This window comes from Streptomyces sp. JB150 (genome assembly GCF_011193355.1).
GTDB lineage: Bacteria > Actinomycetota > Actinomycetes > Streptomycetales > Streptomycetaceae > Streptomyces.
In genome coordinates this window covers 6,312,048-6,324,794 of sequence record NZ_CP049780.1, presented here as the reverse complement: position 1 = coordinate 6,324,794, position 12,747 = coordinate 6,312,048, and the positions used below count along the sequence as shown (strand labels likewise).

At 71.9% G+C, this 12,747-nt stretch carries 13 protein-coding genes; 9 read left to right on the top strand and 4 right to left on the bottom strand.

Annotated elements, in window-relative coordinates:
- Positions 1 to 6 precede the first annotated feature (6 nt).
- From G7Z13_RS28845 to pssA, 6 genes are all read left to right on the top strand, one after another.
- Entirely contained in the window at positions 7 to 2,055 is a 2,049-nt protein-coding gene (locus G7Z13_RS28845) for a protein meaA (RefSeq protein ID WP_166003136.1), read from the top strand.
- Positions 2,052 to 3,014, top strand: a complete 963-nt coding sequence (locus G7Z13_RS28840; RefSeq protein WP_166003135.1) for a CoA ester lyase — start codon at positions 2,052 to 2,054, stop codon at positions 3,012 to 3,014. The genes G7Z13_RS28845 and G7Z13_RS28840 overlap by 4 nt, the downstream gene beginning before the upstream one ends.
- Before the next feature lie 5 nt (positions 3,015 to 3,019).
- Positions 3,020 to 3,532 (top strand): MaoC family dehydratase, encoded by a 513-nt coding sequence (locus tag G7Z13_RS28835; protein WP_166003134.1) that lies wholly within the window; start codon positions 3,020 to 3,022, stop codon positions 3,530 to 3,532.
- Positions 3,533 to 3,534: 2 nt separating this feature from the next.
- Positions 3,535 to 4,740 (top strand): acyl-CoA dehydrogenase family protein, encoded by a 1,206-nt coding sequence (locus G7Z13_RS28830; protein WP_166003133.1) that lies wholly within the window; start codon positions 3,535 to 3,537, stop codon positions 4,738 to 4,740.
- A 172-nt stretch (positions 4,741 to 4,912) separates the two neighbouring features.
- Entirely contained in the window at positions 4,913 to 5,569 is a 657-nt protein-coding gene (locus G7Z13_RS28825; protein WP_166003132.1) for a phosphatidylserine decarboxylase, read from the top strand.
- On the top strand, positions 5,556 to 6,407 hold the full coding sequence (gene pssA, locus G7Z13_RS28820) for a CDP-diacylglycerol--serine O-phosphatidyltransferase (protein ID WP_166003131.1): 852 nt from the start codon (positions 5,556 to 5,558) through the stop codon (positions 6,405 to 6,407). Before G7Z13_RS28825 ends, pssA begins: the two co-directional genes overlap by 14 nt.
- A 208-nt stretch (positions 6,408 to 6,615) precedes the next feature.
- Here the strand turns inward: pssA and G7Z13_RS28815 are convergent, their stop codons facing one another.
- A complete protein-coding gene (locus G7Z13_RS28815; protein ID WP_166003130.1) occupies positions 6,616 to 7,773 on the bottom strand; it encodes a glycerate kinase in 1,158 nt (385 codons plus the stop codon).
- 160 nt (positions 7,774 to 7,933) lie between these two features.
- On the opposite strand from G7Z13_RS28815, the gene G7Z13_RS28810 reads away from it, so the two are divergent.
- Complete coding sequence (locus tag G7Z13_RS28810; protein WP_166003129.1) at positions 7,934 to 9,010, top strand: ADP-ribosylglycohydrolase family protein; 1,077 nt, start codon at positions 7,934 to 7,936, stop codon at positions 9,008 to 9,010.
- A 94-nt stretch (positions 9,011 to 9,104) separates the two neighbouring features.
- On the top strand, positions 9,105 to 9,599 hold the full coding sequence (locus G7Z13_RS28805) for an NUDIX hydrolase (protein ID WP_166003128.1): 495 nt from the start codon (positions 9,105 to 9,107) through the stop codon (positions 9,597 to 9,599).
- Between the two features lie 15 nt (positions 9,600 to 9,614).
- Here G7Z13_RS28805 and G7Z13_RS28800 read toward each other — a convergent pair whose 3' ends face one another.
- Positions 9,615 to 9,812, bottom strand: a complete 198-nt coding sequence (locus G7Z13_RS28800; protein ID WP_166003127.1) for a type II toxin-antitoxin system VapB family antitoxin — start codon at positions 9,810 to 9,812, stop codon at positions 9,615 to 9,617.
- Between the two features lie 78 nt (positions 9,813 to 9,890).
- On the opposite strand from G7Z13_RS28800, the gene G7Z13_RS28795 reads away from it, so the two are divergent.
- Positions 9,891 to 10,637: a Sir2 family NAD-dependent protein deacetylase gene (locus G7Z13_RS28795; protein WP_166003126.1), complete on the top strand. Its 747-nt coding sequence runs from the start codon at positions 9,891 to 9,893 to the stop codon at positions 10,635 to 10,637.
- A 21-nt stretch (positions 10,638 to 10,658) separates the two neighbouring features.
- Here the strand turns inward: G7Z13_RS28795 and G7Z13_RS28790 are convergent, their stop codons facing one another.
- Positions 10,659 to 11,126 carry a methylated-DNA--[protein]-cysteine S-methyltransferase gene (locus G7Z13_RS28790; protein ID WP_166003125.1) on the bottom strand — a complete coding sequence of 156 codons (468 nt, stop codon included), beginning with the start codon at positions 11,124 to 11,126 and terminating at the stop codon, positions 10,659 to 10,661.
- Between the two features lie 129 nt (positions 11,127 to 11,255).
- Positions 11,256 to 12,737, bottom strand: a complete 1,482-nt coding sequence (locus G7Z13_RS28785; RefSeq protein WP_277347424.1) for an AlkA N-terminal domain-containing protein — start codon at positions 12,735 to 12,737, stop codon at positions 11,256 to 11,258.
- Positions 12,738 to 12,747: the final 10 nt, after the last annotated feature.

Here is a 12,747-nt window from a genome sequence, read left to right as displayed (position 1 = left end):
TCATAGATGACTGAGCGTCAGCCCGCCGACGGCAGGCGGGAGAAGGACCGGCCGTGGCTCATGCGCACCTACGCCGGTCACTCCACGGCCGAGGCGTCCAACGAGCTGTACCGGCGCAACCTCGCCAAGGGCCAGACGGGTCTGTCGGTGGCGTTCGACCTGCCGACCCAGACCGGCTACGACCCGGACCACGTCCTCGCCCGCGGCGAGGTCGGCCGGGTCGGGGTGCCCGTCGCGCACCTCGGTGACATGCGCCGGCTGTTCCAGGACATCCCCCTGGAGCAGATGAACACCTCGATGACGATCAACGCCACCGCCATGTGGCTGCTGGCGCTCTACCAGGTCGTCGCCGAGGAGCAGGGCGCGGACATCACCAGGCTCCAGGGGACGACCCAGAACGACATCGTCAAGGAGTACCTGTCCCGCGGCACCCACGTCTTCCCGCCGGGCCCGTCGCTCCGGCTGACGACGGACATGATCGCGTACACGGTCTCCCACATCCCGAAGTGGAACCCGATCAACATCTGCAGCTACCACCTGCAGGAGGCCGGGGCCACACCGGTGCAGGAGATCGCGTACGCGATGTCCACCGCGATCGCCGTCCTGGACGCCGTGCGCGACTCCGGGCAGGTGCCGCGGGAGCGCATGGGCGACGTCGTCGCCCGCATCTCCTTCTTCGTCAACGCGGGTGTCCGCTTCGTCGAGGAGATGTGCAAGATGCGGGCGTTCGGCCGCATCTGGGACACGATCACGCGTGAGCGGTACGGCATCGAGAACCCCAAGCAGCGCCGCTTCCGCTACGGCGTCCAGGTGAACTCCCTCGGCCTGACCGAGGCGCAGCCGGAGAACAACGTCCAGCGAATCGTGCTGGAGATGCTGGCCGTGACGCTGTCCAAGGACGCCCGCGCCCGCGCCGTCCAGCTCCCGGCCTGGAACGAGGCCCTCGGCCTGCCCCGCCCCTGGGACCAGCAGTGGTCGCTGCGCATCCAGCAGGTGCTCGCCTACGAGAGCGACCTGCTGGAGTACGACGACATCTTCGAGGGCTCGAAGGTGATCGAGGCGAAGGTCGCCGAGCTGGTCGAGGCCTCGCTCGCGGAGATCGACCGCATCCAGGAGATGGGCGGCGCGATGGCGGCCGTCGAGTCCGGCTACCTCAAGTCGCAGCTGGTCGCCTCGCACGCCGAGCGCCGGGCGCGGATCGAGTCCGGCCAGGAGAAGATCGTCGGGGTCAACATCTTCGAGTCGACCGAGCCCAACCCGCTGACCGCCGACCTGGACACGGCGATCCAGACGGTCGACCCGGCCGTCGAGGCCCGCGTCGTCGAGTCGCTGCGGCACTGGCGCGACACCCGCTACCAGCCGCCCTTCAACCACCCGCGCCCCTGCAAGGCGCTGGAGCGGCTGAAGGAGGCCGCGCGCGGCACCGAGAACCTGATGGAGGCCACCCTGGAGTGCGCCCGCGCCGGGGTCACGACCGGCGAGTGGGCCGGGGCCCTGCGCGAGGTGTTCGGCGAGTTCCGGGCGCCCACGGGCGTCTCGTCGGCCCCGGTGGCCGTGCCCGCCGAGGAGGGCTCCCAGCTGGCCGGGGTGCGCCGCAAGGTGGAGCTGACCGCCCGCGAGATGGGTGTCGGCAAGCTGCGCTTCCTGGTCGGCAAGCCGGGCCTGGACGGGCACTCCAACGGCGCCGAGCAGATCGCCGTGCGGGCCCGCGACGCCGGCTTCGAGGTGGTCTACCAGGGCATCCGGCTCACCCCGGAGCAGATCGTGGACGCCGCCCTCGCGGAGGACGTGCACGCGGTCGGCCTGTCCATCCTCTCCGGCTCGCACGCGCAGCTGGTGCCGGACGTGCTCGACCGGCTGCGTGTGGCCGGTGCCACAGATATCCCGGTGATCGCAGGTGGCATCATCCCGAACGGTGACGCCGAACAGCTGCGCGCCGCCGGAGTGGCCGCGGTCTTCACCCCGAAGGACTTCGACATCACCGGAATCATCGGCCGCATCGTCGACGAGATCCGGAAAGCGAACAAGCTCGACCCCCTGGAGGTCCCCGCATGACCACCGTCAACCGCCTTCGCCCGCGGCGCTCCTGCCTGGCCGTACCGGGCTCGAACCCGCGCTTCTTGGAGAAGGCGCAGGGCCTCCCGGCGGACCAGGTCTTCCTGGACCTGGAGGACGCGTGCGCGCCGCTCGCCAAGCCCGAGGCGCGGCACACCATCGTGAAGTTCCTCAACGAGGGTGACTGGACCGGCAAGACGCGCGTGGTCCGCGTCAACGACTGGACGACCGAGTGGACGTACCGCGACGTCGTCACGGTCGTCGAGGGCGCCGGCCCGAACCTGGACTGCATCATGCTGCCCAAGGTCCAGAACGCCCAGCAGGTCGTCGCGCTGGACCTCCTCCTCACCCAGATCGAGAAGACCATGGGCTTCGAGGTCGGCCGGATCGGCATCGAGGCGCAGATCGAGAACGCGCAGGGCCTGAACAACGTCAACGAGATCGCGCAGGCCTCCCCGCGCATCGAGACGATCATCTTCGGCCCGGCCGACTTCATGGCGTCGATCAACATGAAGTCGCTGGTCGTGGGCGAGCAGCCGCCCGGCTACCCGGCGGACGCCTACCACTACATCCTGATGAAGATCCTGATGGCGGCCCGCGCCAACGATCTGCAGGCGATCGACGGCCCCTACCTGCAGATCCGCAACGTCGACGGCTTCCGCGAGGTCGCCGGCCGCGCCGCCGCGCTCGGCTTCGACGGCAAGTGGGTGCTGCACCCGGGCCAGGTGGACGCCGCCAACGAGGTCTTCTCGCCCTCCCAGGAGGACTACGACCACGCCGAGCTGATCCTCGACGCGTACGACTACTACACGTCCGAGGCGGGCGGCAAGAAGGGCTCGGCGATGCTCGGCGACGAGATGATCGACGAGGCCAGCCGCAAGATGGCCCTGGTCATCGCGGGCAAGGGCCGCGCCGCCGGGATGCGGCGCACCAGCACGTTCGAGATCCCGGAGGGCTGAGCGCCATGCAGTTCGGACGGACCTACGAGGAGTTCGAGGTCGGCGCGGTGTACAAGCACTGGCCGGGCAAGACGGTCACGGAGTACGACGACCACCTGTTCTGTCTCCTCACCATGAACCACCACCCGCTCCACATGGACGCGAACTACGCGGAGCGGACGACGGACTTCGGCAAGAACGTCGTCGTCGGGAACTACATCTACTCCCTGCTGCTCGGCATGAGCGTGCCGGACATCTCCGGCAAGGCGATCGCCAACCTGGAGATCGAGTCGCTGAAGCACGTGGCGCCGACCTTCCACGGCGACACGGTCTACGGCGAGACGACCGTGCTCGACAAGTGGCCGTCGAAGTCGAAGAACGACCGCGGCATCGTCTACGTCGAGACCAAGGGCTACAAGCAGGACGGCACGCTGGTCTGCGTCTTCCGCCGCAAGGTGATGGTGCCCACCGAGACGTACATCAAGGAGCGCGGCGGCGAGCAGCCGGGCCGCCCCCGGCTCAAGGAGCAGGAGAAGTAACCATGGCCCGTCTCGCCCAGACCCACGGCCTCACGGACGTCCAGCGGGAGATCCTCGCCACGGTCCGGGAGTTCGTGGACAAGGAGATCATTCCCGTCGCGACGGAGCTGGAGCACCGCGACGAGTACCCGCAAGCGATCGTGGACGGCCTGAAGGAGCTGGGGCTGTTCGGTCTGATGATCCCCGAGGAGTACGGGGGTCTGGGCGAGTCGCTGCTGACGTACGCGCTGTGCGTGGAGGAGATCGCCCGCGGCTGGATGTCGGTCTCCGGCATCATCAACACGCACTTCATCGTGGCGTACATGCTCAAGCAGCACGGCACGCAGGAGCAGAAGGACCACTTCCTGCCGCGCATGGCGGCCGGCGACATCCGCGGCGCCTTCTCGATGTCGGAGCCGGGGCTGGGCTCCGATGTGTCGGCGATCACATCGAAGGCGGTCAGGGACGGCGACGAGTACGTCCTCACGGGCCAGAAGATGTGGCTGACGAACGGCGGCACGTCCTCGCTGGTGGCCGTTCTGGTGCGAAGTGACAAAGGACACCCCGAGGGCACCGCGCCCCACAAGTCGATGACCACCTTCCTCGTCGAGAAGGAGCCCGGCTTCGGTGAGGTCCGCCCGGGTCTGACCATTCCGGGCAAGATCGACAAGATGGGGTACAAGGGGGTGGACACCACCGAGCTCATCATGGATGGCCTGCGGATTCCCGCCGACCGGGTGCTCGGCGGGGTCACCGGACGCGGTTTTTACCAGATGATGGACGGCGTCGAGGTCGGCCGCGTCAATGTCGCGGCGCGTGGTTGCGGCGTCGCTCAGCGTGCGTTCGAGCTGGGCGTCCGGTACGCCCAGCAGCGTCACACCTTCGGCAAGCCGATCGCCCAGCACCAGGCGATCCAGTTCAAGCTCGCCGAGATGGCTACCAAGGTCGAGGCCGCTCATGCCATGATGGTGAACGCAGCGCGCAAAAAGGACTCCGGGGAGCGAAACGACCTCGAAGCAGGGATGGCGAAGTACCTCGCCTCCGAGTACTGCAAGGAGGTCGTCGAGGACGCCTTCCGGATCCACGGCGGCTACGGCTTCTCCAAGGAGTACGAGATCGAGCGCCTCTACCGCGAGGCACCGATGCTGCTCATCGGTGAAGGTACCGCCGAGATCCAGAAAATGATCATCGGGCGCAGGCTGCTCGAAGAGTATCGATTCCAGGGCTGAATGTCCGGGACGGGGTGTTTTCTTCGAGAAGAAGATCACACCCCGTAGGCACTCTTCGGCCGCCGACTCGGCTTCCTGACTTACCCAGTTGTGGCGGTTAGCCGCTACGATCGCGGGAAAGCCGCCGTCCCCCCGTCAGAAGCGCGGCATCATTCCGCTACGAAGGTCATTCATGCCCCACAGCCAAACCTCTGCACCTCGCGACAGCCGAGTCGGCGTACGCCTCGCGCGCGGAGCATCGCCGTGGCTTCTCCCGACCGTCGCCACCGCAGCCCTCAGCCTGGCCCGGGCGCGCCGCTCCGGCGCCGCCAAGGCCGTCGCCGTTCCCGCCACCGCGCTCGCGGCGGGGATGCTGTGGTTCTTCCGCGACCCCGAGCGCGAGATCGCCACGGGCCGGGTCATCTCGCCCGCCGACGGTGTGGTGCAGAGCATCATGCCGTGGAAGGACGGCCGGACCCGGGTCGCGATCTTCATGAGCCCGCTCAACGTCCACGTCAACCGCGCCCCCCTGGCGGGCACGGTGACGTCGGTGGAGCACATCCCGGGCGGTTTCGTTCCCGCTTTCAACAAGGAGAGCGAGAACAACGAGCGGGTCGTGTGGCACTTCGACACCGAGCTGGGCGACATCGAGATGATCCAGATCGCCGGCGCGGTCGCCCGCCGGATCGTGCCGTACGTCCCCGAGGGCACCAAGGTGGAGCAGGGCGAGCGGATCGGCCTGATCCGCTTCGGCTCGCGGGTCGACCTGTACCTGCCGGAGGGCGTGGAGGTCGCGGTGGAGGTCGGCCAGAAGACAGTGGCTGGGGTGACTCGCATTGACCGTGACTGATCCGGAGGCGCAGCCGGGCTGGGTCCCCGAGGCCATCGAGGACGACGAGGAGGAGATGCCGCTCTCGCTCCGCCTGTCGATAGCGGACACGCTCACCCTCGGCAACGCCACGTGCGGCTTCATGGCGGTGTACTTCACCACCACCGGCATCCTGATCCCGCACCTCACGGGGAGCCAAGAGACCGGCATGGCCCGCCACAGCGCCGCCACGGCGGTGATCCTGATGCTGTGCGCGGCGGTCTTCGACCTGTTCGACGGCCTGGTGGCGCGCAAGCTGCGCTCGTCGCCGATGGGCGCGGAGCTGGACAACCTCTCGGACCTGATCAGCTTCGGCCTGGCGCCGGCGTACTTCGTCCTGGTCTACGGCATGGTCGCGGACGACGCGCACCAGCGGGTGGCGGCGGTCGGCGCGATCGTCGTGCTGCTGGCGGTGGTGCTCCGGCTCGCGAGATTCAGCTGCGTCACGGTCAAGGACGGCACCTTCCAGGGCATGCCGAGCCCCTTCGGCGCGCTGACGGTGGTCTCGATCGTCCTGCTGGAGCTGCCCTTCGTGGCGACCCTGCTGGCGATCCTCGGCACGGCGTGGCTGATGGTCAGCCGGGTCGAGTACCCGAAGCCGCGCGGCCCGCTGGCGGTCGCGATGCTCTCCTGGATCGTCTCCGCGATGGGTCTCCTCGCCGCCTGGGCCTTCGACGCCCCCGGCGGCCAGCTGCTCCTCCAGACCGGCTGCGCGCTCCAGCTGGTCCTCGGCGCGGTGATCCCCCTGTTCGCCACGGCCCGCCGGGTGAACAACTTCCGCGACAACCGACGCGAGGCGCGGGCGGCACAGCTGCCGTAGCGGTCCTACGACGACGAAAGGCCCCGAACCTGATGGTTCGGGGCCTTTCGCGTGTGCGGAGGGGCGGGGCGCGCTGTCAGGGCAGGGTGCGGAAGAGCAGCCCGTCCGGCGCTTGAGGACGAGGCCCGTCCAGGGCCGAGGCGGGGGTCCGGGGGCGGCAGCCCCCGAGGAGGAGAGGCAGGGCGCAGATTGGCCGCCCGCCCGGGTCTCAGCTCAGGAAGTCCCGCGCGATGGACTCCGCCACCCGCTCCAGGATCGGTCCGGCGTCGGCGATGCACTTCGCCACGTCCGGTTCGATCTCCGTGAGGGGGTACGCGCGGCGGATCCCCGCCCGCCCCAGCGCCTCGGGCGCCAGCGCCAGCCGTCCGCAGACCGCGACGACCTCCTTGCCGGCCGCGCGGGCGGCCGCGGCGACGCCCGCGGGGGCCTTGCCGTGCAGGGTCTGCTCGTCCAGGGAGCCCTCGCCCGTGATCACCAGGTCGGCCCGCTCCAGCGCCGGGGCGAAGCCGAGGACGTCCAGCATGACCTCGATACCGGGCCGGAAGCGGGCGCCGATCAGCAGCGCGCCGTACCCGATGCCGCCGGCCGCGCCCGCGCCCGGCGACTCGGCGTACTCGGCGGCCTTCGCGCCGACGCCGGGCGTCCCGGCGAGCACCTTCGCGTAGTGGGCGAGCGCCGCGTCCAGGGCGGCCACGTCGTCCGGCGAGGCGCCCTTCTGCGGGCCGTACACCGCCGGGGCGCCCTTCGGGCCGGTCAGCGGGTTGTCGACGTCGGATGCGAGGACCAGCTCGACCTCGGCGAGGCGCGGGTCGAGGCCGGACAGGTCGGCCGAGGCGAGGGCGGCGAGGCCTCCGCCGCCGGACGGCACCGGCGCGCCCTCGGCGTCGAGGAACCGCGCCCCGAGCGCGGCCAGCATGCCCGCGCCGCCGTCCGTCGTCGCGCTGCCGCCGACGCCGAAGACGATCGAGCGGGCCCCGGCGTCCAGCGCGGCGCGCAGCAGCTCCCCCGAGCCGTACGTGGACGCGGTCAGCGCGGCGAAGACGCCCTCCGGCAGCCGCTGCAGCCCGCTGGCTTCCGCCATCTCCACGACCGCGGTGTCCCCGCGCAGCGCGAACGCGGCGGTCACCTCGTCGCCCAGCGGCCCCGCGACCCGCACCTCACGGCGCTCGAAGCCTGCGGCGACCGCCGCGGCCACGGTGCCGTCGCCGCCGTCGGCCACGGGCATCGCCTCGACAGCGAGGTCCGGTACGACCCGGCGCAGCCCGGCGGTGACCCGCTCGGCGACCTGTACGGCGGTCAGCGAGCCCTTGAACTTGTCCGCGGCGACGAGCACCCTGCGGGCGCCGTCCTGTGCAGCGTCAGCCACCTTGCTTTTCCCCTTGCTCTTCGAGCCTTGCCCACGTCAAGGCAGTCGCGCCGCTGCGACCATAACCGCAAGGCGCCCCCGCCGTCATGCCCCTGCCCGGAGCGTGGAACGCCGTCCGGCGGGCCGGTGGCGGGCACGCGAAACGGGTAACCCGTCAGGCATGACCTCTCCAGGCACCCCACCGGACCTCGCCGACCGCGTCCTCGGCGGCTGGCTGGGCCGGATCGCGGGCAACATGCTGGGCAAGCCGGTCGAGCAGGGCGAGGTGTGGACCCGCGAGCGCATCGACCGCTATCTGCGCCGCGCCGGCGCCCTGCCGCTGACCGACTACCTGCCCGAGCCACCCGCCGACGCCCACGACCTGCCGCCGCTGCGCCCGGAGTGGCGCGCGTGCGTCCGGGGCCGGATCGACGGCAGCTGCCGCGACGACGACGTCGACTACGCGATCCTCGGGCTGCACCTGCTGGAGACGTACGGCTTCGGCTTCAGTACCGAGCAGGTCGGCGACCTGTGGCTGCTGCGGCTGCCGTATCTGCAGACCTTCACGGCGGAGCGCGCCGCCTACCGCAATCTCGCGAACGGGCGGCGGCCGCCGCTGACCGCGACGTACGACAACCCCTACCAGGAGTGGATTGGCGCCCTGATCCGCGCCGACGTGCACGGCTGGACCCGCCCCGGCGCCCCGCGGGAGGCGGCGTCGCTGGCCCGCCGGGACGCGGTACTCTCGCACACCGGCAACGGCGTCTACGGCGCGATGTGGGCGGCGGCGCTGATCTCCGCCGCGTTCACCGCGCCCACGGTCCGGCACGCCGTCGACACGGCGCTGGGCGTCGTCCCGGCGAGCAGCCGGCTGGCGCGCGCCGTGCGCCGGGTGGTCTCGCTGCACGACACCGGGATGGCCTGGCAGGACACGCTGGCGACGGTGTCCGAGGAGACCGCGGGGCTGCACTGGATCCACGTGGTGCCGAACGCGGCCGTGCTCACCGCGGGGCTGCTGTACGGCGACGGCGACTTCACCCGCACGATCGCGCTCACCGTGCGCGGCGGCCTCGACACCGACTCCAACGGGGCCACGGCGGGCTCGGTGGCCGGGGTGCTGGGCGGTGCGCGGGGCATCCCGCCGCAGTGGACCGAACCGCTGCGGGACACGGTGCGCAGCGCGGTGTTCGGCTTCGACGGGGTGCGGATCAGCGAGCTGGCGGAGCGGACGCTGCGGCTGGCGGGGGCGGAGGCGTAGGGCGGCGCGGGTGAGGTGCGGGGCGGCGCGCTGCCGCACGGGCGGGCTTCGCGCGCCGGGGATGGCGGCCCCGCGCGCTGGTTACCCTTCCAGGATGACCAACGCTCAGGACTTCGCCGCGTACATCGCCGGCCTGCCCCGGGTGCTCGCCGGGGCCGCCGCGCTCTTCCGGGACGCCGAGGGACGGGTGCTGCTCGTCGAACCCAACTACCGGGAGGGCTGGGCGCTGCCGGGCGGCACCGTCGAGTCCGACGACGGCGAGACCCCGCGCCAGGGCGCGCGCCGCGAGACGGCCGAGGAGATCGGCCTCGACCGCACGATCGGCCGGCTGCTCGCCGTGGACTGGGTGCAGGGGCCCGGCCGGCCGCCGCTGGTGGCGTACCTGTACGACGGCGGTGTGCTCGACGAGGACGACTTCAAGGCCATCCGGCTCCAGGAGGAGGAACTGCTGTCCTGGCGGCTGGTCCCCCGCGAGGAGCTGACCGACTACCTGCCGGACGCCCTGGGCCACCGCGTCCTGGCCGCCCTGGACGTCCTGGCGGACGGCTCGGGTCCGGTGGAGCTGGAGAACGGCCGGCGCGTGGCGTGACCCGTGCGACGGGGCTCAGCCCTCGTCGCGCGGCTTGACGTCGACCTCGCGCAGCGCCTCGTCGCGGGTGGCGAGGCGGGCCTCGGTGCGGTGGCCGCGCCGGATGTAGTCGCGCAGGACGAGTTCGACCGCGTCCTGGGGGCTGCCGACACCGGCGAGCACCATGGCTTCCACGACGAGTTCGGCGTCGAGCGAGACGGTGACCTTGGCCATGCGCGGACCTTAGCACCGGCCTCCACGGTGCGGATATGCGTTCGCTTCGGCCGTCCGGCCCGGCCTACGCTCGGCGCCATGAGCAAGCCCCTCGTCGCCCTGCTGACCGGAGCGGGGATCTCCACCGACTCCGGCATCCCCGACTACCGCGGCCCGAACGGTCTCTGGCAGCGGGATCCGCAGGCCGAGAAGCTGGTGACGTACGAGTACTACATGGGCGATCCGGAGATCCGTCGCCGCTCCTGGCGGATGCGCCGCGAGGCCGGGACGCTCGACGCCCGGCCGAACGCGGCGCACCTGGCGGTGGCGGAGCTGGAGAGGTCCGGAGTGCCGGTGCGGGTGATCACCCAGAACGTGGACGGCCTGCACCAGCTGGCCGGGATGCCCGACCGCAAGGTGCTGGAACTGCACGGCACGGCACGCCGGTACGTGTGTACGGCGTGCCACGCGCGCGGCCCCATGGAGGACGCCCTCGCCCGGCTCGACGCCGGTGAGCCGGACCCGCCGTGCCGGGAGTGCGGCGGCATCCTCAAGCCGGCGACGGTGATGTTCGGCGAACGCCTGGACCCGATGGTGCTGGGCGAGGCGGTCGCGATCACGAAGGCGTGCCAGGTGTTCGTCGCCGTCGGCACCAGCCTCCAGGTGCAGCCCGCCGCCGGTCTCGCGGGCGTGGCCGCCGACCACGGCGCCCGCCTGATCATCGTCAACGCCGAGCCGACGCCGTACGACGAGCTGGCCGACGAGGTGATCCGCGAGCCGATCGGCACGGCCCTGCCCGGCCTTCTGCGCAGGCTGGCCGGCCCGGAGCCGTCGCCCGGCGGCTGAGTGGCCCGGCGGGCGCCCGGGTCAGAACAGGGCCGTGCCCGCCTCGAAGTCCAGCAGGCGCTGTTTGCGGGCCAGTCCGCCGCCGTAGCCGGTGAGGCTGCCGTCGGTGCCGACGACGCGGTGGCAGGGGACGATGATGCCGATGGGGTTGCGGCCGTTGGCGAGGCCGACCGCGCGCGACGCCTTGGGGTTGCCGAGGGCGGTGGCGAGCTGCCCGTAGGTGCGGGTCTCGCCGTACGGGATGGTGCGCAGGTGCTCCCAGACGCGGCGCTGGAACGGGGTGCCGTGCAGCCGGAGCGGGAGCGTGAACTCGGTCAGCTCGCCCGCGAAGTAGGCCTCGAGCTGGGCCTCGGCCTCGGCGAAGGGGCGCTCGTCGCGGGGGCCGAAGGTGTCCTCGGCGGGGCGGTGGCGCTGGTCCTCCATGTAGACGCCGCACAGGACGCCGTCGTCGGCGACCAGGGTCAGCGGGCCGTACGGGCTGTCGATCACGGTGTGCCGGCGGTGCTGTGCCGGTGAGGGGCGCCGTGCCGGTGAGGGGTGCTGTGCCGGCGAGGGGTGGCGGGTCGCTGAAGGAAGCTGTGCCGCTGAAGGGTGCTGGGTCACTGTCACTGGACGTCCCTAGACCGGAAGGAAGTTGATGGGGTGGTTGTCCGTCGCCCACAGGTACTGGACGGCGTAGGCCCGCCAGGGCCGCCAGGCCGCCGCGCGGGCGGTGAGCGCCGCGGGGGTGGCGGGCAGGCCCAGGTCGCGGGCGGCGCGGCGGATGCCGAGGTCGGTGGGGAGGAAGGCGTCGGGGTCGCCGAGGGCGCGCATCGCGATGACGTCCACCGTCCAGGGGCCGAAGCCGGGCAGGGCCAGGAGCCGGGCGCGGGTCTGCGCCCAGTCGCTCTCCACGCCCAACCGGAGTGATCCGTCGGCGAGTTCGCGGACCAGGGTGGTGAACGTGGTGCGGCGGGTGCGGGGCATCGCCAGGGACTGCGGGTCGGCGGCGGCGAGCGCGTCCGGTGTCGGGAAGAGGTGGGTGAGGCCGCCCTCCGGGTCGTCGATCCGCTCGCCGTGCGCGGTGACGAGGCGGGCGGCGTGGGTGCGCGCGGCGGCCGTGGACACCTGCTGGCCGAGCACGGCCCGGACGGCGAACTCGGCCTCGTCCACGGTGCGCGGGACGCGCCGGCCGGGTGCCTTGTCGACCAGCGGGGCGAGGACCGGGTCGGTGCGCAGCCGGTCGTCGACGGCGACCGGGTCGGCGTCCAGGTCGAGCAGGCGGCGGCAGCGGCTGATGGCGACGGGCAGGTCGCGCAGGTCGGTGAGGGTGAGGCGGCAGGCGATGTGGTCCGGCTTCGGGGTCAGGGCGGCGACGCCGTGGCCGTACGGGAGGCGCAGGGTGCGGCGGTAGGCGCCGGCGCGCCACTCCTCGACGCCGGGGACGGCGGTGGCGGCGAGGTGGCCGAAGAGGTTGTCGGGGTTGAGCGGGGCGCGGAAGGGGAGGCGGAGGGAGATCGCTCCGGGGGTCGCCGGGGCGGTCCCGCGCGGAGTGCGGCCGCGCAGCTCGCTCGGGGTGAGGGCGTACACCTCGCGGACGGTGTCGTTGAAGGTGCGGATGGAGGCGAAGCCCGCGGCGAAGGCGATCTCCGCCATGGGCAGGGCCGTCGTCTCGATCAGCAGGCGGGCGGTCTGGGCGCGCTGGGCGCGGGCCAGGGCGAGCGGGCCGGCGCCCAGCTCGGCGAGCAGCTGGCGTTCGATCTGCCGGGTGCTGTAACCGAGCCGGGCGGCGAGGCCGGGGACGCCTTCGCGGTCCACGACGCCGTCGGCGATCAGCCGCATGGCCCGGGCGACGGCGTCCGCGCGCTGGTTCCACTCCGGGGAGCCGGGGGTGGTGTCCGGGCGGCAGCGCTTGCAGGCCCGGAAGCCGGCCTGCTGGCAGGCCGCCGCGCTCGGGTGGAACACCATGTTCTCGGGCTTGGGCGGCACGACCGGGCAGCTGGGCCGGCAGTAGATCCCCGTCGTCAGGACGGCGGTGAAGAACCAGCCGTCGAACCGGGCGTCCTTGGACTGGACGGCGCGGACACAGCGCTCGGTGTCGGTGTGCATTCCCGTCTGCATGCGTCCAGCA

Coding starts and splice junctions, on each gene's coding strand:
- G7Z13_RS28845 (WP_166003136.1), top strand. CDS start 7: ATGACTGAGCGTCAGCCCGCCGACGGCAGGCGGGAGAAGGACCGGCCG.
- G7Z13_RS28840 (WP_166003135.1), top strand. CDS start 2,052: ATGACCACCGTCAACCGCCTTCGCCCGCGGCGCTCCTGCCTGGCCGTA.
- G7Z13_RS28835 (WP_166003134.1), top strand. CDS start 3,020: ATGCAGTTCGGACGGACCTACGAGGAGTTCGAGGTCGGCGCGGTGTAC.
- G7Z13_RS28830 (WP_166003133.1), top strand. CDS start 3,535: ATGGCCCGTCTCGCCCAGACCCACGGCCTCACGGACGTCCAGCGGGAG.
- G7Z13_RS28825 (WP_166003132.1), top strand. CDS start 4,913: ATGCCCCACAGCCAAACCTCTGCACCTCGCGACAGCCGAGTCGGCGTA.
- G7Z13_RS28810 (WP_166003129.1), top strand. CDS start 7,934: ATGACCTCTCCAGGCACCCCACCGGACCTCGCCGACCGCGTCCTCGGC.
- G7Z13_RS28805 (WP_166003128.1), top strand. CDS start 9,105: ATGACCAACGCTCAGGACTTCGCCGCGTACATCGCCGGCCTGCCCCGG.
- G7Z13_RS28800 (WP_166003127.1), bottom strand. CDS start 9,812: ATGGCCAAGGTCACCGTCTCGCTCGACGCCGAACTCGTCGTGGAAGCC.
- G7Z13_RS28795 (WP_166003126.1), top strand. CDS start 9,891: ATGAGCAAGCCCCTCGTCGCCCTGCTGACCGGAGCGGGGATCTCCACC.
- G7Z13_RS28785 (WP_277347424.1), bottom strand. CDS start 12,737: ATGCAGACGGGAATGCACACCGACACCGAGCGCTGTGTCCGCGCCGTC.